Annotated in this window: 14 protein-coding genes; 4 read left to right on the top strand and 10 right to left on the bottom strand. The window is 69.3% G+C overall.

The genetic code is table 11. From position 1 onward, the window contains the following. Window positions 1-67: 67 nt before the first annotated feature. The 3 genes from DC008_RS17525 (at window position 68) to DC008_RS17515 (ending at window position 3183) form a co-directional block, all read left to right on the top strand. Entirely contained in the window at window positions 68-1141 is a 1074-nt protein-coding gene (locus tag DC008_RS17525) for a ParA family protein (protein ID WP_108710745.1), read from the top strand. Then, window positions 1138-2232 carry a ParB/RepB/Spo0J family partition protein gene (locus DC008_RS17520; protein ID WP_108707785.1) on the top strand — a complete coding sequence of 365 codons (1095 nt, stop codon included), beginning with the start codon at window positions 1138-1140 and terminating at the stop codon, window positions 2230-2232. The genes DC008_RS17525 and DC008_RS17520 overlap by 4 nt, the downstream gene beginning before the upstream one ends. A gap of 333 nt (window positions 2233-2565) precedes the next feature. Next, window positions 2566-3183, top strand: a complete 618-nt coding sequence (locus tag DC008_RS17515; RefSeq protein WP_108707784.1) for a GNAT family N-acetyltransferase — start codon at window positions 2566-2568, stop codon at window positions 3181-3183. Between the two features lie 92 nt (window positions 3184-3275). On the opposite strand, the gene trxA is transcribed toward DC008_RS17515, so the two are convergent. From trxA to DC008_RS17480, 7 genes are all read right to left on the bottom strand, one after another. After that, window positions 3276-3608: a thioredoxin gene (trxA, locus tag DC008_RS17510; RefSeq protein WP_055621052.1), complete on the bottom strand. Its 333-nt coding sequence runs from the start codon at window positions 3606-3608 to the stop codon at window positions 3276-3278. Between the two features lie 40 nt (window positions 3609-3648). Next, window positions 3649-4617 carry a thioredoxin-disulfide reductase gene (gene trxB, locus DC008_RS17505; RefSeq protein ID WP_108707783.1) on the bottom strand — a complete coding sequence of 323 codons (969 nt, stop codon included), beginning with the start codon at window positions 4615-4617 and terminating at the stop codon, window positions 3649-3651. A 169-nt stretch (window positions 4618-4786) separates the two neighbouring features. Continuing rightward, window positions 4787-5701: an anti-sigma factor family protein gene (locus DC008_RS17500; RefSeq protein WP_108707782.1), complete on the bottom strand. Its 915-nt coding sequence runs from the start codon at window positions 5699-5701 to the stop codon at window positions 4787-4789. Further along, the gene (gene sigM, locus DC008_RS17495; RefSeq protein WP_108707781.1) at window positions 5698-6435 is read right to left on the bottom strand and encodes an RNA polymerase sigma factor SigM; all 738 of its coding nucleotides are present in this window, start codon (window positions 6433-6435) and stop codon (window positions 5698-5700) included. The genes DC008_RS17500 and sigM overlap by 4 nt, the downstream gene beginning before the upstream one ends. A 25-nt stretch (window positions 6436-6460) precedes the next feature. Continuing rightward, the gene (locus DC008_RS17490; protein ID WP_108707780.1) at window positions 6461-8185 is read right to left on the bottom strand and encodes a protein kinase family protein; all 1725 of its coding nucleotides are present in this window, start codon (window positions 8183-8185) and stop codon (window positions 6461-6463) included. Window positions 8186-8321: 136 nt separating this feature from the next. Further along, entirely contained in the window at window positions 8322-10565 is a 2244-nt protein-coding gene (murJ, locus tag DC008_RS17485) for a murein biosynthesis integral membrane protein MurJ (protein ID WP_108707779.1), read from the bottom strand. Between the two features lie 45 nt (window positions 10566-10610). After that, window positions 10611-13016, bottom strand: coding sequence for a DUF6049 family protein (locus tag DC008_RS17480; RefSeq protein ID WP_108707778.1), 2406 nt, complete (start codon window positions 13014-13016; stop codon window positions 10611-10613). 279 nt (window positions 13017-13295) lie between these two features. On the opposite strand from DC008_RS17480, the gene DC008_RS17475 reads away from it, so the two are divergent. Continuing rightward, window positions 13296-14738 carry a CCA tRNA nucleotidyltransferase gene (locus tag DC008_RS17475; RefSeq protein ID WP_108707777.1) on the top strand — a complete coding sequence of 481 codons (1443 nt, stop codon included), beginning with the start codon at window positions 13296-13298 and terminating at the stop codon, window positions 14736-14738. A gap of 122 nt (window positions 14739-14860) precedes the next feature. On the opposite strand, the gene DC008_RS17470 is transcribed toward DC008_RS17475, so the two are convergent. The 3 genes from DC008_RS17470 to DC008_RS17455 form a co-directional block, all read right to left on the bottom strand. Beyond that, a complete protein-coding gene (locus tag DC008_RS17470) occupies window positions 14861-15349 on the bottom strand; it encodes an LppU/SCO3897 family protein (protein ID WP_208645911.1) in 489 nt (162 codons plus the stop codon). A gap of 109 nt (window positions 15350-15458) precedes the next feature. Beyond that, complete coding sequence (locus tag DC008_RS17465; RefSeq protein ID WP_108707776.1) at window positions 15459-16736, bottom strand: MFS transporter; 1278 nt, start codon at window positions 16734-16736, stop codon at window positions 15459-15461. A 354-nt stretch (window positions 16737-17090) separates the two neighbouring features. Continuing rightward, window positions 17091-18173, bottom strand: coding sequence for an inositol-3-phosphate synthase (locus DC008_RS17455; RefSeq protein ID WP_055621042.1), 1083 nt, complete (start codon window positions 18171-18173; stop codon window positions 17091-17093). Window positions 18174-18191: the final 18 nt, after the last annotated feature.

Raw genomic sequence — 18191 nt, 5'->3', positions numbered from 1 at the left:
GGAGTTGTCCACAGAGGTGGATTTCTCCACAGAACACCAGGCCTCACTGGTTCACGACACCGAAGACATGGGAGGCTCTGTTCATTGCGAGCCTGAAGTCGAGGAGAGTGAATCCTTGCGGTCCGACGCCAACATCGCGGGACCGATGACCGATCCGGTCCCCGGTCCCCGTACCGAGTCAATGGGGGAGGATGTTTCACGTGAAACACCGCCCCCGATGGACGACACTCCCATCGGTCGTGCTGCCCAATTGGCGGTGGAAGCTCTGGGCCGCGCCGGCGAGGGTCTGCCACGGCCTGAGCAGACCCGTGTCATCGTTGTCGCCAACCAGAAGGGCGGCGTAGGGAAGACGACGACCACCGTCAACCTTGCCGCGTCCCTGGCTCTGCACGGCGGCCGTGTGCTGGTCATCGACCTCGACCCGCAGGGCAACGCCTCCACGGCTCTGGGAATCGACCACCACGCCGAGGTTCCCTCGATCTACGACGTACTGGTGGAGAGCAAGCCGCTCTCCGAAGTCGTCCAGCCGGTCCCCGATGTCGAGGGACTCTTCTGCGCCCCGGCCACGATCGATCTCGCCGGTGCGGAGATCGAGCTGGTCTCGCTGGTGGCGCGGGAGAGCCGGCTGGAGCGGGCCATCAAGGCGTACGAGCAGCCCTTGGACTACATCCTCATCGACTGCCCGCCCTCGCTCGGCCTGCTCACGGTCAACGCGCTGGTGGCAGGGCAGGAAGTCCTCATCCCGATCCAGTGCGAGTACTACGCGCTGGAGGGCCTGGGTCAGCTCCTGCGCAACGTCGACCTGGTCCGAGGACACCTCAACCCCGCCCTGCATGTCTCGACGATCCTGCTCACCATGTACGACGGCCGGACCCGGCTCGCGTCACAGGTCGCGGACGAGGTGCGCACCCACTTCGGTGAGGAGGTGCTGCGGACGAGTATTCCTCGCTCGGTCCGTATCTCCGAGGCGCCGAGCTACGGGCAGACGGTACTGACCTACGATCCTGGATCGAGCGGTGCCCTGTCTTATCTTGAGGCGGCACGAGAAATCGCTCTGAGGGGCGTCGGCGTGAACTACGACCCGACGCAGGCCCATATCGGGGCCCAGAGCAACCCGAACATGGTGGAGGGGATCCAGTGAGCGAGCGACGGAGGGGGTTGGGCCGTGGTCTTGGCGCGCTGATCCCTGCTGCCCCGACGGAGAAGACCGTGCCTCCGCCGGCGCTGGGTGGCAGTGCCGGTACGTCGGCTGCTGCTCCGGTGCTGAGTGACCGCGGTGTGGCCGCGGCCAAGGTGGCGACCTTGCCGCCTGTTTCACGTGAAACAGAGGAGCTGCCCTCGCACAGCTCCGCCGAGACGCCCTCGGCTCCCATGGGTGCCCACTTCGCCGAGATCCCTCTCGACGAGATCACACCCAACCCGCGTCAGCCGCGAGAGATCTTTGACGAGGACGCTCTGCAGGAACTCGTCACCTCCATCCAGGAGGTCGGTCTTCTCCAGCCGATCGTCGTACGTCAGCTCGGTCCCTCCCGCTACGAGCTCATCATGGGCGAGCGGCGCTGGCGGGCTTGCCGTGAGGCCGGCCTCGAAGCGATCCCGGCGATCGTGCGGGCCACGGACGACGAGAAGCTTCTCCTGGACGCCCTCCTGGAGAACCTGCACCGCGCGCAGCTGAACCCGATCGAAGAGGCGGCGGCTTACGACCAGCTGCTGAAGGACTTCAACTGCACGCACGACCAGCTGGCGGACCGCATCGGCCGGTCCCGTCCGCAGGTCTCCAACACGCTGCGTCTGCTGAAGCTGTCGCCCAAGGTGCAGAACCGTGTGGCGGCCGGTGTGCTCTCCGCCGGGCATGCCCGGGCTCTCCTCTCGGTCGATGACCCGGAGGAGCAGGAGCGGCTTGCCTACCGTGTGGTGGCCGAGGGCCTCTCCGTCCGGTCCGTCGAGGAGATCGTGACGCTGATGGGCTCGCGCCCGCAGAAGGCTCCTCGCTCCAAGGGTCCGCGGGCCGGGTCGGTGCCCTCGCCGGCGCTGTCCGACCTGGCGACTCGTCTCTCGGATCGTTTCGAGACGCGGGTGAAGGTCGAGCTTGGGCAGAAGAAGGGCAAGATCACCGTCGAGTTCGCCTCTCCGGAGGACCTGGAGCGGATCCTCAGCACGCTCGCTCCGGGGGAGAAGCTTGCGCTCCAGAAGAGCCTTCTCGGTGAGGACGACGAGGACGGCGAGAGCTGAGGGCGGGGCTGCTCTGGTAGGGCTCTCGGATCGGTTCTCTGATCGTGAGTGCGGGTCGTGTCCGGTGTGTACCGGAACACGGCCCGCACTTTGCTTTGATGCGGTATCGATGGAATCGCATCGTGGATACGATGCGATCGGGTATGGCGCATCCACTGGGCAAGACCTCTAAGGGGAGGCGGGGTCCATGCGAACGGTGAGCCGCACCGGACTGATGAGCGTGGCCCTGGGCCTGGGGGCGGTCGGCGGATTCGTCGGCAGTCTGCTCAAGGAGCGGAGCGCCTTGACAGCCGCCCGTGATGCCGCGGGCGAAGGAAGCGAGGAACAGCCTTCATGGGGCGTCGGCTCGTACCGCTCACGCTGGACAACCTTCCGGACCTTCCCAAGCGCTGCCGCTCGTGTGTCTTCTGGGAGCTTGACCCGGTCAGCGGTGAGGCAGCGGTAAAGGCGGGCACTGCCGCTCTGGAGAAGGAAGCCTGGATCTCCGCCGTCCTGCTGGACTGGGGCTCCTGCGGCCGTGTCGTCTATGTGGACGAGGTGCCGGTGGGCTTTGTGCTGTACGCGCCGCCGGCGTATGTCCCCCGCTCGAGCGCGTTCCCCACAAGTCCCGTGTCGCCGGACGCCGTGCAGTTGATGACCGCGTTCATCGTGCCCGGCTACCAGGGGCAAGGTCTGGGCAGGATGATGGTCCAGACGGTCGCCAAGGATCTGCTCCGGCGGGGCTTCAAGGCGATCGAGGCGTTCGGGGACGCGCGGTGGAAAGAGCCCGCGTGTGTGCTGCCCGCGGATCATCTCCTGGCGGTGGGCTTCAAGACCGTCCGCCCGCACCCCACGACACCCCGTCTGCGGCTGGAGCTGAGGACGACGCTCTCCTGGAAGGAAGACGTCGAGATGGCGCTCGACAGGCTGCTGGGTGCCGTGCAGAAGGAACCGGCACTGCGGCCTCTCTAAGCTCTACGGCGCCTGAGACTCCTTATGGCAAGCCGGCACACGAAAATGGGCCAACCCCGAAGGGCTGGCCCATTCGTGTTTCACGTGAAACATCACTCAGCGATGAAGTCCTCGAGGTCGCGGACGATCGCGGCCTTCGGCTTCGCGCCGACGATGGTCTTGGCGACCTCGCCGTTCTGGTAGACGTTCAGCGTCGGGATGGACATGACGCCGTACTTGGCGGCCGTACCCGGGTTCTCGTCAATGTTCAGCTTGACGATCTCGATCTTGTCGCCGTACTCGGCGGCGATCGCCTCGAGGGACGGTGCGATCTGGCGGCACGGACCGCACCAGGCGGCCCAGAAGTCCACCAGGACGGGCTTGTCGCTCTTGAGGACGTCCTGCTCGAAGGATTCGTCGGTCACGGTCTTCAGGGTGCCGGCCACTGCGGGCTCCTTAACTAGTGGTGCGTGGGGCGGGTGGGGTTCAGACTGCGGTCTTCTCGGGCTCGGCCTGCTCCTCGTCCGCCAGGGCGGCGAGGAAGCGCTCGGCGTCCAGGGCGGCGGAACAACCGGTGCCGGCCGCGGTGATGGCCTGGCGGTAGGTGTGGTCCACGACGTCACCGGCGGCGAAGACGCCGGACACGTTGGTGCGGGTGGAGGGGGCGTCGACCTTGAGGTAGCCCTCCTCGTCCAGCTCCAGCTGGCCCTTGAACAGCTCGGTGCGCGGGTCGTGGCCGATCGCGATGAAGAGGCCGGTGACCGCCAGGTCCGAGAGCTCGCCGGTCTTGACGTTGCGCAGCTTGAGGCCGGAGAGCTTCTGCTTACCCTGGACCTCGGCCACTTCGCTGTCCCAGACGAACTTGATCTTCGGGTCGGCGAAGGCGCGGTCCTGCATTGCCTTGGAGGCGCGCAGGGTGTCGCGGCGGTGCACGATCGTCACGGACTTGGCGAAGCGGGAGAGGAAGGTGGCCTCTTCCATCGCGGTGTCGCCACCGCCGATGACGGCGATGTCCTGGTCCTTGAAGAAGAACCCGTCACAGGTGGCACACCAGGACACGCCACGGCCGGAGAGGGCGTCCTCGTTCGGCAGGCCGAGCTTGCGGTGCTGTGAACCGGTAGCGACGATGACGGCCTTCGCCCGGTGGACGGTGCCGGCGGTGTCGGTGACGGTCTTGATCTCACCGGTCAGATCGACGTTGACGATGTCGTCCGGAACCAGCTCGGCGCCGAAGCGCTCGGCCTGGGAGCGCATGTTGTCCATGAGCTCGGGGCCCATGATGCCGTCCTGGAAACCCGGGAAGTTCTCCACCTCGGTGGTGTTCATGAGCGCACCACCGGCAGTGACGGCGCCCTCGAACACCAGCGGCTTCAGCGACGCGCGCGCGGTGTAGAGCGCCGCCGTGTAGCCGGCGGGCCCGGAGCCGATGATGATCACGTTTCGGACGTCGCTCACGGCTTGATTCCTCGTCTCTGGAATACGTCGTCGGACCGGTGAGAACTCCCTTGGAAGCTCTCACCCCACCCAACGGATCCTAAGGGGCGCGCATTCCCGCTGTGTCAGGGCACACGGTGATGCCCCCTTCACGGGTTGCCACGCCTGAGGTCGACCAATCGCGGGGCGTTCAGGAACGCGCGTAGGACTCGGTCAGAAGAACCTGGGCCTTGCTCGTCGTCGGGTGCTTCACACAGGTCGCGTCCATCAGATAGGCGGTGACCCGAGTGACATCGGAGGCGTCCGGGAGGACGACGAGCAACGCGTCCTTGCCCTTGTAGACGCCTTCCTCAGCGGCGAGTGCGCTGTCGTCGCGGCCGATGCCCTTCTGGACGCACTCCGGCACGTTGATCTCCCGCAGGACCCGCGGCCTCTTGGTGTCCGCGCCGCCTTCCACACCCATGCTTCGGTTGGGATTACGGGAGGTCGGTGCGGACTGCGCTGTCTTGTCGAGGAGGTCCGCGACCTTGCTCTCCAGCTTGTCCGCGGAGAAGGTGTCGGACGCCGTGTGGTCCCCTCCCGCGGTGGGGCTGGAACCGCCGCCGTTCACCGCGAAGACCAGCAGCACGGAGCCGAGTCCCAGTCCCACGGCCGTGAAGGCGGCGCCCAGGGCCGCCTTGCGGCTCCCTGCCCTCTTCCGGCCCTTGCGGCCGGGGCCGGTGGTCGACGAGCGCGGATGGCCCGCCGGACGGTCCACGGTGGGCGATGTTTCACGTGAAACATGAGAGTCGGCGATGTCCGCGCCGGTCTTCTCGCTCGGCGTCGGCTCCGCCGGATTCTCCGTCGCGGCCGAGCGAGCGAGGGACTCGGCGGTCAGGGCGGCGTCGATGCGTTCGGCCACATCGTCGGGCATCCGTGACGGGGCCGGCACCGAGCCGAGCAGTCCCTGGATCTCCTCCAGCGACTCACGGACGTCCGTGCAGAGCTCGCAGTCCTCCAGGTGCCGCTCTATGTCGGCGGCCCGGGACGGAGAGAGCAGGCCCTCGGTGAGGTCGGCGATCTCGGTGACGTCCGGGTGCCCGGCCTTGCCCGCCATGGATGTCACGCTCGCCCACCTCCGCCCTTCACTGCGGCTGAATCACTCGGACCGTTGTCGCGTGGCTCCGTGTCCTGACCCGTGGCACGTGGACCCACTGCCGGTGGGACGGATGTCCCCTGCGTCCGGTTCCGCCTCTCGCCCGGATCCTTTCCGCCGGCTCCGCGCTCGGGCCGCAGATGGGCGAGCAGAGGCAGCAGACGGGCTCTGCCCCGCGCACAGCGGCTCTTCACCGTTCCGGTGGGGACGTCCAGGACCCGGGCCGCCTCCGCGACGGGGTAGCCCTGCATGTCCACGAGGACGAGAGCCGCCCGCTGGTCGGGGGGCAGGGTGCCGAGTGCTTCCAGTAGTTGGCGGTGCAGATCGTTGCGCTCGGCGGGAGCAGAGGCCGACTCGTGCGGATCCAGGAGTTGCTCGAGGCGCTCGGTGTCGTCGACCGGCGAGGTCTTGCGCGAGGCGGCCTTGCGGGCGCGGTCCAGGCAGGCGTTCACCGTGATCCGGTGCAGCCAGGTCGTGACGGCCGACTGGCCCCGGAAGGTGTGGGCGGCCCGGTAGGCGGAGACGAGGGCGTCCTGGACGGCGTCGGCGGCCTCCTCGCGGTCCCCCAGCGTGCGCAGGGCCACTGCCCAGAGACGGTCGCGGTGGCGCCGCACGATCTCACCGAAGGCGTCGGGGTCCCCGGCCACGTGCAGGGCGAGGAGGTCCTGATCGCTCGCGTCGCCGTGAGCGGTGCGATCTGTCACACGGACCCCCTCCCCTGGGACGCAGTCAGCCGGTGAACTTCACTTCGGTGATGGCCTGCTTGTATCCAGGCTGACTGTAGTTGGCGGAGTCGGCGCCGGAGTACGGCATCGCGGTCAGCCACACCAGCACATAGCGGCTCTGGACCGGCTTCTCGACGGTCACCTTCGCGGAGATGCCGCTCGTCGTCGCCTGGCCCAGTTCCTTCATCGAGCTCAGCGGGGTGGACGAGTCGAGCGTGTCGGTGGCGTACAGCTTCACGGTGGTGTGATCGCCGCCGTACCGGAGGGACAGTGTCGCGGCCGACACCTCCTTCTCGGAGCCGAGGTCGTAGACGATGCCGACGCCGGGCTTGATCACTATCTTCGGACCGTCCTTGTAGCTGTTGGTCCGCCATCCCGTCGACGCGTCGTCGTCGTGCGTCAGACCCACGTCGTTGGGGTGCTGCGCGTCGCCCTCAGCCACGTACTCCTGGGCGCCGGCGATCGCGAGCGGCTTGGACGGCTTGTTCTTGCCGCTGTTCTTGTCGCCTTCGTCCGTCGTCTGCGTCCGGTTGGGGTCGTCGGACTGCTTGCCCCGGTCCATGAGGGCGTCGGCGAGCTGCCAGCTGCCGAGCCCCAGGGCGGCGATCAGGAGGGCCGAGACGCCCCACTTGAGGGCCTTGCCGGTGCGGCTCTGCAGCGGGGGCGGCGGGGTGGGCACCGGCTGGGTGACGCCGGGACGCGGCGCCGGACGGCCGTACGTGCCCTGCTGGTACGTGGTGCGCTGGTAGTCCGGCGGGGCCGTGAACGCGGGCTCCGGCGGGCGGATGCGGGGCATCTCGCCGATGGCCTTCACCAGCTCCTCCGGAGTGGTGCAGGCGGCCTCGTGGCGGGAGGCGGTGGCGCCGTCGTTGGCGAGCGCGCGCATGGCGAGTTCGGACAGCCCGCGGTGCACGCCGGCCCGCACCTGGTCCGGGGCGATCAGTCCGACGTCCTTGGGGAGCCCGGACAGGCCGTAGGCGTCGCTCTCGTAGGGCCAGCGCTGGGTGAGGCAGGCGTACAGCAGGGCGCCGATGGCCTCGGTGTCGGCGCGCTGCGGGGTGTCGGAGCTGATGCCGCGCAGCGCGGCGTTGACCGCGAGACCGCGGATGCGCCACTGCCCGGTCGAGGTGCGCAGTACGGCGTTCGGGTTGAGGCGCAGATGGGCCAGGCCCTCACGGTGTGCGGCCGCCATGGCGGCGGCCACCTGCGTGACCATCTGGTAGGCGTCGTACACCTCCAGCGGGCCCGCGGCGAGGAGGGCTGTCAGCTCCGTGGCGTCGGGCAGCCATTCGTGCACGACGTAGACGACGTCGTCCTCCTCGACGGCGTCGAGGACCTGGACGAAGCGGGGATCGCCGAGCAGCGCGGAGGAGCGGGCCGCGGCCAGCACGGCCCGGGCGCGCGCGTGATCCGCGGGCAGGATGTGGACGCCGACGGCGCGGCGCAGTTTCTCGTCGCCGGCACGCCAGCTGCTGAAACCGTCCAGACGGGTGACGCACTCCTCCAGGCGGTAGCGGCTGGCGAGCTTGTGTCCGCTGTGCAGCTCGGGCGCCGAGGCCTTCCCGGGACCCTCGGTCCCGCCACTCCCCTGTGCCTCGTCGATGTCCGTGCCCCGCTCCCGATTCGTGGCCACCCCGTCGGCCGTGGACGACTCGTCCGCCTGAGCGGTCAGCGGCTCGTCACCGCTGTTGTCTGCCACGTCGACGGCAGCCGTGCTCCGTTCCGCCACCGTCGTTCCAGCCTCCCCATTCAATGCGCGCCGCCACACCTCGTGCGCGCCGTCCGACGCCGAACCAATTGTGCCCACAGTCCGCCGCTATGCACGACACACGATGACGGACGATGGTTGTGCGCCTACCCCCACCTCAGCGACCCAGGCGCCCGCGGACCATGCCGACGAGCGAGTTCAGTTCCTCGATACGCATCCGCCGGGCGGCCACGAAGAAGACTCCGAGCAGGACCACCCCACCGGCCAGGACGGCGGTGAGCGAGCCGACGACACCCTGGCCGAGGGACCGGCTGATGCCGTAGCAGGCCGCGCCGCTGAGCAGCGCCGCCGGGACCGACGCGATGCAGAGCCGCGCGTAGGTCCGCGTCACGCGGGAGCCGTCCAGATCGCCGCCCAGCTTCAGCCGCAGCCGCCGCCAGGCCACCCCGACGCCGATCCCGTACGCCAGGCCGTAGGAGGCCGCCATGCCCACCACGGCCCAGCGGGCGGGCAGGACGAGGTAGCAGAGGCCCGAGGCGGCGGCGTTGCAGGCGGCGACGATGACCGTGTTGTAGAAGGGGGTGCGGGTGTCCTCGTACGCGTAGAAGGCGCGCAGGACGACGTACTGCACCGAGTAGGGGATCAGGCCGAGGCCGAAGGCCATCAGCATGAAGCCCATGTTCGTGGCCTGGTCGGCGCCGGACGAGCCGAACATCAGGGTGCACATCGGGATGCCGAGCGCGACGAACCCGAAGGCGAGCGGCACGATGGCCACCGCGGTGGTGCGCAGGCCCTGCGAGATGTCGTCGCGGACCGCGCCGGCGTCGTCCTCGGCGGCCGAGCGGGAGATCCGGGGCAGCAGGGCGGCCATCAGGGAGACGGTGATGATGGCCTGCGGCAGACCCCAGATGAGCTGGGCGTTGGCGTAGGCGGCGAAGCCGGTGCCTTCGTCGCCGGACGCGATACCGGCCGCGGTGGACAACTGGGTGACGACGAGGGCGCCGGCCTGGTTGGCCAGGACGAACAGGATCGTCCACTTGGCGAGCATGGCGGCCTTGCCGAGGCCGTGGCCCCGCCAGTCGAAGCGCAGCCGCATCCGGAAGCCCGTCTCCCGCAGGTACGGGATCATGGCGAGGGACTGGACCACCAGGCCGAGCAGGATGCCGATGCCGAGGAGCCGCTGGCCCTCCGGCGGGATGCTCGTGACGGACATCCCGGAGTGCTCGGCGGTGCCGTACACCCACAGGAACATGCCGAGCGTCACGATGATGACGACGTTGTTCAGGACCGGGGTCCACATCATGGCGCCGAAGCGGCCGCGGGCATTGAGGATCTGGCCCATCACGACGTGGACGCCCATGAAGAAGATCGAGGGCAGGAAGTAGCGCGTGAAGGTGACGGCCACCTCGTTGGCGGCGGGGTCGTCGGCGACATTGGTCGACAGCGCGCTCACCAGCACGGGCGCCCCGAGCATCGCCAACGCCGTGAGGGCGGCGAGCGCGACCATGACGAGGGTCAGCAGACGGTTCGCGTACGCCTCGCCGCCGTCCTCGTCGTCCTTCATGGCGCGGACGAGCTGCGGAACGAAGACCGAGTTGAGGCCACCGCCGACGGTCAGGATGTAGATCATCGTCGGCAGCTGGTAGGCGACCTGGAAGGAGTCGCCGAGCAGACCGAGGCCGAGCGCCGAGACGATCAGCATCGACCGGATGAACCCGGTGAGGCGGGACACCATCGTGCCGGCCGCCATGACCGCGCTCGACTTCAGCAGACCGCCGACGCGGCCGCCCTTCTTGGCGACGGGCGCGGGGGCCGGAGCGGGCGCCGGCTCGTCGCTCTCGGGTGCGGCGGCCGGGGCGGCCGTCTGCTGGGGACCCGGAGCGGGCGCGGGGGACGGGCCGGGGACCGTCGTCGGCTGGTACTGCTGCGGGCCGCCGCCCTGCTGCTGGTCCCGGAAGAGGTGCGCGAAGGCGTCGTGCTCGGGACGCTCCTCCGCCGAGTGCGAGACGAGGTCGTCGACACCGACGTACTGGGTCGTGCGGGGGTCGTCCCCGTACGGCAGGTACTGGGTCGGGCCCTCCGGCTCCGGTGCCGGTGTCTGCGCCCACACGTTCGGGTCGGGGGCGTACGGCGACTGCGGCGGCTGGGAGTAGAGCGGCTGCTGCGGCTGGTACGTGCCCGGCGGGGGCGGCGGGTGCGCGGCACGGTCGTACAGTGCCTCGGCGACCGGGTCCTGGGCGGTGATGTCCTGCCCCCGGTAGGGGTCCTGGTCGTAGGCGTCCTGGAGGTACATGTCCGCGGGGTGCTGCGGCGGTACCTGGCCATGCTCGGGCGGCGGGCCCTCGGGGTGCCCCGAGCTGCCCGCGGCCTGGCCGCGGTCACCGTCGTACGGCGCGTTCATGGCTACCCCACCTCATCGTCCCGGGCCCACCGGCCACGACTTCGCTCAACGGTCCACTCTCTCACCCGTGCCGGACGGGTCGGCGCTTTCCGCTGCGGTGTCCGGGGTCGGGTCACTCGGCTGCTCGGAGGTGCCTGCCCGGGCTCCGTCGCCCGGCTCCTCCTCGGTGAGGTCCTCGTCCGTGAGACGTTCCGCAGGGCCCTCCGGGTTCTCCGTATCGCCCTCGGACGGGCTCGTCCCCTCGGCCCCGTCCTCCGTGGCCGCACGGGCCGCCGCGCGCTTGCGCTGCGTGTACATACGGAACCCGGCGAGAACCAGCAGCAGGAATCCGCCGCCGATGACCAGCATCACGGTGGCCGTGAACTCGGTGACCTTCACATCGAACTTGACCGGGTCGCCGTACGCCCGGCCGTCCTCGGTGTACAGCTGGGCGATCACCGTCGCCTTGCCGTTGGCCTGCGCAGACGCTGTGAACTTCACCGTCTGGCTGTGGCCGCCGGAGACCGCGACCTCCTGCTCCTCGTAGGACTCGCCGCCGATCTCGAGGCGCCTCGGAGCGGTCGACCTGAGCCGCAGGACCAGGTGGTCGACCCCCTGCACCAGGTTGTTCTTCACGGTGACGGGGATCGTGGCGCTGCGTCCGGACAGCTTCGTCTCGGACTTGTCGATCAGTGTGACCTGGCCGGCGAGGGAGTCGACGTACGCCTCCACACCGTTGCGGAAGTCCGCCGCCGCGCCCGCGCGGCCCCGCCAGGACGTCGACATCATCCGGTTCATGGCCCGCCCGAAGGGGGTCACGACGCGGGACTGGTTGGTGAGGATGACCTTGAACCGGTCGAGCTTGTCCTGGGTGGTGGCGATCTGCGCGAAGGCGCCCCTGGGCAGCTCCCGCTTGCGCAGGGCGGAGGGGTACTTGGAGGCCGCCGGGACCCGTGTGGTGGCGGAGGCGTCCGGCTTGGCCGAGGCGGCCGCGGTGAGGTCCTGAGCCTGCGACCAGGAGCCGTCCTGCAGCGCCCGGACGGCCTGCGCCATGGTCTGGGCCTGGCTCGCGGTCGGCATGCGCTGCGGGGCGACGACGATGTTGCGCTGCTTGCCGGTCTGGAGGTTCAGGGTCAGGCTCTGGGCCAGGAACCGCTGCACCGCGAGCGTCGAGGTCGAGGCCCGGGTCAGATTGCCCTGGAACAGGGTCGACAGGCGGGCGTCCGCGACGACGGCGCTGGTGCCACCGCCGATCGGGCGGGCGGCCGACGGGGTGTACGGGAGGCTGTTGTCCTCCGCAAGGCTGTCGCTGCGGGCGATCACCTTGTCCGCGCCGGCGGAGGTGGCGACCTTCACGATCGAGGGGTCGACGGCGCCGTCCACGGGCCAGGCGAAGTCGGTCGCCGGTTCCACGTGGAGGATCGACTCGACGGTGTCCCCGGCGACGTCGGTCGCCTCCTTGTAATGGTTCAGGGACCCGGTGACGCTCGTGCCGTTGTGCGCGAGGGAGGCCAGGTCGGGGTCCCCGAAGGGCAGGGCGACGACCTCCTTGTCCTGGACGGCCTGCTGCAGGTCCGAGAGCCACTGCTTGGCGACGCCCTGATGGGTGCCGGGCGTCGTCGTGTCGCCCTCGCCCTGGATGCTGTAGCTCTCCGTCATCGCGTCCACGGAGGCGAGCAGGTCGGGGTCGATCACCCAGGTGACGTCGAGTTCCTTGCCGAGCGCCACCATCTGCTGGAGGCGGCCGCCGGGGGCGAGCTCCTTGGCGAGGTCGTCGTCGTGGAAGACGGGTGTCTGCGACTCGTCCGAACCGGTCTCGGCCGTCATGTGCGACGTCGAGATCAGTGGCCACAGCACGGTCGTCCGCGTCTTGGTCTCGGCCTCGTCGGGCTGCCACGGCAGGAACGTGCGCTGGATGCCGAGCACCTGCGGCCAGGGCTGGGCCGACGTCTCGCCGGACAGGGACACGGAGAGCTGGTAGACGCCCGCCTGGTCGAGGTCCAGCTTGTCGACGGGCACCGCGATGCTGAAGCGCTGGGAGATGCCCGGGGCCAGCTTGGCGAACTCCTTGACGTACTTCCCGCCCACCGGGTCGCCGTCGAGGCCGGGCTGGTAGGTGGTGCGTCGGGAGATCGTGTCGATGGCCGAGCGGGTGGCCACCGGTTGGCCCAGACGCAGGTCCACCTGGGCGTCGGTGACCGTCCGCTTCCCCTTGTTGGTCACCGTGCCGGTGACCGTGACGGTGTCGCCCTCTCCGGGGACGCCGGGGGTGAGGGAATCCACAGCCACATCGACCGATCCGGGGCCCGAGGCGGCGCTCAGAGAGCCCTGTGGGGCCGCCTGTGCCGAGGAGGAGGGCAGCTGGAGCAGACCGGCCAGCAGAGGCGCGCCGGCGAGCAGTGCCCCGGTGCGCCGCAGCCACCGGCGGGCAGGTGAGGGACTGGTCCCCTGGAAGTCTGCCGCCTCGGCCACGCGCTCGTCCGTCCCTAGTCGTCGTCAGTGGTCGTCGGAATGTGCGTCCAGGCATGGTAACGATGCCCGCTGAGGGGAAGTGCCGCGGTCTCCCTCAGCAAGATCGCTTTCGGCGACCGTTCTGTCAGATATGTGCCCGTATAAAAGGGAGGGATTTCGTACGGGGCAAGAGCAGATCTTGTGCCTGTATCGACGGAGGTGTCCGCGCCTCTCTCGGAGAGCCGGGGGCGCGCTGGGCAGGGAGCGGGCGCCCGCCCGGGCCACGTACCCTCTTCTGTTGTGCCGAACGCCAACGAAGACAAGCCCAGCGCCCTGAGCGAGGCGCAGCTCCGCGCGGTCAGTGAACTGCTGCGGGTCGCGCCCGTCGCCGACGATCTCGCCCGCCGATTCCAGGAGGCCGGGTTCTCCCTCGCCCTGGTCGGCGGATCGGTACGGGACGCGCTGCTCGGCCGGCTCGGCAACGATCTCGACTTCACCACCGACGCCCGTCCCGAGGACGTGCTGAAGATCGTGCGCCCCTGGGCGGACGCATTGTGGGAGGTCGGGATCGCGTTCGGCACGGTCGGGGCACAGAAGGACGGCTACCAGATCGAGGTGACGACGTACCGGTCGGAGGCGTACGACCGCACCTCGCGCAAGCCCGAGGTGTCGTACGGCGACTCCATCGAGCAGGACCTCGTCCGGCGTGACTTCACCGTGAACGCGATGGCCGTCGCCCTGCCGGAGAAGGAGTTCATCGACCCGCACGGAGGGCTCGAGGACCTCGCCGCGCGGGTCCTGCGGACGCCCGGCACCCCCGAGGAGTCGTTCTCGGACGATCCGCTGCGCATGATGCGCGCGGCCCGCTTCGCGGCCCAGCTGGACTTCGAGGTGGCGCCCGAGGTCGTGGCGGCCATGACCTACATGGCCGGACGCATCGAGATCGTCTCCGCGGAGCGGGTCCGGGACGAGCTGAACAAGCTGATCCTCTCCTCACACCCCCGCAAGGGTCTGACCCTGCTGGTCGACACCGGGCTGGCCGACCATGTGCTGCCCGAGCTTCCGGCGCTGCGGCTGGAGAGCGACGAGCACCACCGGCACAAGGACGTCTACGAGCACACGCTGATCGTGCTGGAGCAGGCGATGGACCTCGAGGAGAACGGTCCCGACCTGACCCTCCGGCTGGCGGCACTGCTGCACGACATCGGCAAGCCGCGTACGCGCCGCTTCGAGAAGGACGGCCGAGTCTCGTTCCACCACCACGAGGTGGTCGGCGCGAAGATGACGAAGAAGCGTATGACGGCGCTGAAGTACTCCAACGAGCTCGTGAAGGACGTCTCGCGCCTGGTCGAGCTGCACCTGCGCTTCCACGGCTATGGCACCGGGGAGTGGACGGACTCGGCGGTCCGCCGTTACGTCCGGGACGCCGGCCCGCTCCTGGATCGCCTGCACAAGCTGACCCGCTCGGACTGCACCACCCGGAACAAGCGCAAGGCGGCCGCGCTCTCCCGCGCCTACGACGGCCTGGAGCAGCGCATCGCTCAGCTTCAGGAGCAGGAGGAGCTCGACTCCATCCGCCCGGATCTCGACGGCAACGACATCATGCAGATCCTCGGGGTCGGTCCGGGGCCGGTCGTCGGCAAGGCGTACCAGCACATGCTGGAGCTTCGGCTGGAGAACGGGCCGATGGATCACGACGCGGCGGTGGCGGCACTCAAGGAGTGGTGGGCCGCACAGGACTGAGGTCCGGGGAGAGGTTGTGTTTCACGTGAAACACAACCGAGGACCGGCTGGGGACCCATTCAGGACGCACTGAGGGGCGATGTTTCACGTGAAACATCGCCCCTCAGTGCGTGAAGCTCAGATCAGACGTCCGACAGGCACAGCAGGAAGTTGTCGCCGTCACCGGTCTGCGCGTAGAAGCTCGTCGCACCACTGACCTTGCGGCACGCCGTCTCGGCGGTGAACGAGGTGTACGTGCCGTCGATCTTCTTCAGCACCTTGGCCTCGGCCTCCGAGGAGGTGCAGTCGACGACCTCCATCTCGTCGCTCGACGAGGAGGCGGACTTCAGGCAGTCGCCCACCTCAGCCTTGTCCGCGTCGTCCATGCTCGTTATGACACCGAGGACGATCGCCACGACGACGCCCACGCCCACGAGGACGTTCTTGATCGTCTTGAAGCTGACCTTGCGACGGGGCTGCTCCGGCGGAATGGGAGCGTAGGGGGCACCACCCTGCGGGGGAACGCCCGGGACGCCCGGCTGCTGAGGGTACGGAGCCTGGCCCTGCGGAGCCTGGGCGTACGGGTTCTGGCCCTGGGCGAATGGATTGCCCTGAGGCGGCGGAGTCGACACTTGGGGGTCCCCCTAGAACATGGGTGCTGATCGCGAGCTATGCGCGATGTAAGACGCACGTAAGCTACCGGCCCCCCCTGACAATTCCCCACCCGGGAGTGGCTCTGTGTCATTGCCGTGACACGGAGCGCCTCTCAAAATGGGCCATAGCAGCCGCAACCGCCGAGTAGATGACGGCGACCGTGACAATGAGCGGAGCCGAGCGGCCGTCCGGGGGCAGGATCAGGGCCGCCACCGCCGCAGCCCCGACGAACGCGACGTTGAACAGGACGTCGTAGACGGAGAAGGTCCGGCCGCGGAAGCCGTCGTCGACCGAGGACTGCACGACGGTGTCCGTCGCGATCTTCGCGCCCTGCGTCGTCACGCCCAGGACGAAGGCCGCCACCAGCATGGGGACGGTGGCGAAGGGCAGCCCGAGGGCGGGCACCAGGACGCCGGCGACGCCCGCGCAGACGGCGATCCAGCGCCCCGGGCCGAGTCGTCCCGCGGCAGCGGGCGTCACCACGGCCGCGGTGAAGAAACCGGCGCCGGAGAGCCCCAACGCGACGCCCAGCAGGGCGAGTCCGTCCTCCGTGTCCGAGGTGAAGGCGTACCGGCACAGCATGAGCAGGGTGACCAGCAGGGCGCCGTAGCAGAAGCGCATCAGGGTCATCGCCAGCAGCGCCCACGCGGCCTCCCGGCGCGGCGGGGCGGAGAGATGGCGTACGGCGGCCGCCAGGTCGCGCGTGGTGCCGGAGAGCGCCGAGGAGAGGCGCGGGCGTACCAACTCGGGATCGGGCCCGAGCAGGTGCGGTGCCATCCGCAGGGCCATCAGCCCCGCGCACAGATACAGGGCCGCCCCGAAGAGGACCACGGCGGCGTCCGAGTCCCACACCGCCAGCCGGACCACGAAGGCGAGACCGGCACCGGCGGTCGCGGCGAGCGTCCCGGCGGTCGGCGACAGGGAGTTGGCGACCACCAGCCGCTCACCGTCGACGACTCGCGGCAGCGCGGCGGACAGCCCGGACAGGACGAAGCGGTTGACCGCGGTCACGCACAGGGCGGAGACGTAGAACAGCCAGTCGGGCACGTCGGCGACGATGAGCACGGCCGTGACCGACGCGAGCAGGGTGCGCAGCAGGCTGCCGTACAGAAGGACCTGGCGGCGGCGCCAACGGTCCAGCAGGGCACCGGAGAAGGGGCCCACGAGGGAGTACGGCAGGAGCAGGACCGCCATCGCGGCGGCGATCGCGCCGGCGGAGCTCTGCTTCTCCGGTGAGAAGACGACGTACGTGGCGAGAGCGGTCTGGTAGACACCGTCGGCGCCCTGCGAGAACAGGCGTACGGCGAGCAGGCGCCGGAAGTCCCGGAAGCGCCAGAGGACCCGCAGGTCACGTACGACGGACATGGGGCACAGCCTCACATACGGCGAGGGCCCCCGGGACGACCCAGGGACCCTCAGCAGCTCTGGCAGGAGCGTTCCGGTGCGGCACCGCGCGCTCGGGGCGCGGTGCCGCCGTCGGGCGTGCCTAGGCCGTGTCCGCAAAGTCCCGCCTGCCGTTCGACGTCCGGCACTCCCCCAAGCTCTTCGAGCAGGGGGGACCCCCACTCGCCGCACCGGCCGGCCACCCGCGTACAACCAGTACGCGGGAGCCCGTCCGGCGCTCCCCCCAGCTCTTCGAGCAGGGGGTACCCCCAGAGCACGCGCCGGACGCCGCTCGGCCCGCCCTACGGGCGGACGACGCGACTTTACGGACACGACCTAGCGCTCGACCTCGCCCTTGATGAACTTCTCGACGTTCTCCCGGGCCTGGTCGTCGAAGTACTGGACCGGCGGGGACTTCATGAAGTAGCTCGACGCGGAGAGGATCGGGCCGCCGATACCGCGGTCCTTGGCGATCTTCGCGGCGCGCAGGGCGTCGATGATGACACCGGCGGAGTTCGGGGAGTCCCAGACCTCGAGCTTGTACTCCAGGTTCAGCGGAACGTCACCGAAGGCACGGCCCTCGAGGCGGACGTAGGCCCACTTGCGGTCGTCGAGCCAGGCCACGTAGTCGGACGGGCCGATGTGGACGTTCTTCTCGCCGAGCTCACGGTCGGGGATCTGCGAGGTGACGGCCTGGGTCTTCGAGATCTTCTTCGACTCGAGGCGGTCACGCTCGAGCATGTTCTTGAAGTCCATGTTGCCGCCGACGTTCAGCTGCATCGTGCGGTCCAGGACGACACCGCGGTCCTCGAACAGCTTCGCCATGACGCGGTGCGTGATGGTGGCGCCGACCTGGGACTTGATGTCGTCGCCGACGATCGGGACGCCCGCCTCGGTGAACTTGTCCGCCCACTCCTTGGTGCCGGCGATGAAGACCGGGAGGGCGTTGACGAAGGCGACCTTGGCGTCGATGGCGCACTGGGCGTAGAACTTCGCCGCGTCCTCGGAGCCCACGGGCAGGTAGCAGACCAGAACGTCGACCTGCTTGTCCTTGAGGACCTGAACGACGTCGACCGGGGCCTCGGCGGACTCCTCGATCGTCTCGCGGTAGTACTTGCCGAGACCGTCGAGGGTGTGGCCGCGCTGGACGGTCACGCCGGTGCGCGGCACGTCGCAGATCTTGATGGTGTTGTTCTCGCTGGCGCCGATGGCGTCCGCGAGGTCGAGGCCGACCTTCTTCGCGTCGACGTCGAACGCGGCGACGAACTCGACGTCGCGGACGTGGTAGTCGCCGAACTGCACGTGCATCAGGCCGGGGACCTTGGACGCCGGGTCGGCGTCCTTGTAGTACTCGACTCCCTGAACCAGCGACGCGGCGCAGTTGCCCACGCCGACGACGGCTACGCGAACCGAACCCATTCCGGTTGCTCCCTGTGT

It is taken from the genome of Streptomyces nigra, from assembly GCF_003074055.1.
Lineage (GTDB): Bacteria > Actinomycetota > Actinomycetes > Streptomycetales > Streptomycetaceae > Streptomyces > Streptomyces nigra.
Note: the sequence above shows the minus strand (reverse complement) of the source record. Positions and strands in the feature narration are given on the sequence as shown.

What these genes read in the sequence shown, in the direction of transcription:
- DC008_RS17455 (WP_055621042.1), bottom strand. Translation starts at nt 18,173, where the DNA reads ATGGGTTCGGTTCGCGTAGCCGTCGTCGGCGTGGGCAACTGCGCCGCG.
- DC008_RS17525 (WP_108710745.1), top strand. Translation starts at nt 68, where the DNA reads ATGGGAGGCTCTGTTCATTGCGAGCCTGAAGTCGAGGAGAGTGAATCC.
- murJ (WP_108707779.1), bottom strand. Translation starts at nt 10,565, where the DNA reads ATGAACGCGCCGTACGACGGTGACCGCGGCCAGGCCGCGGGCAGCTCG.
- DC008_RS17465 (WP_108707776.1), bottom strand. Translation starts at nt 16,736, where the DNA reads ATGTCCGTCGTACGTGACCTGCGGGTCCTCTGGCGCTTCCGGGACTTC.
- DC008_RS17515 (WP_108707784.1), top strand. Translation starts at nt 2,566, where the DNA reads ATGGGGCGTCGGCTCGTACCGCTCACGCTGGACAACCTTCCGGACCTT.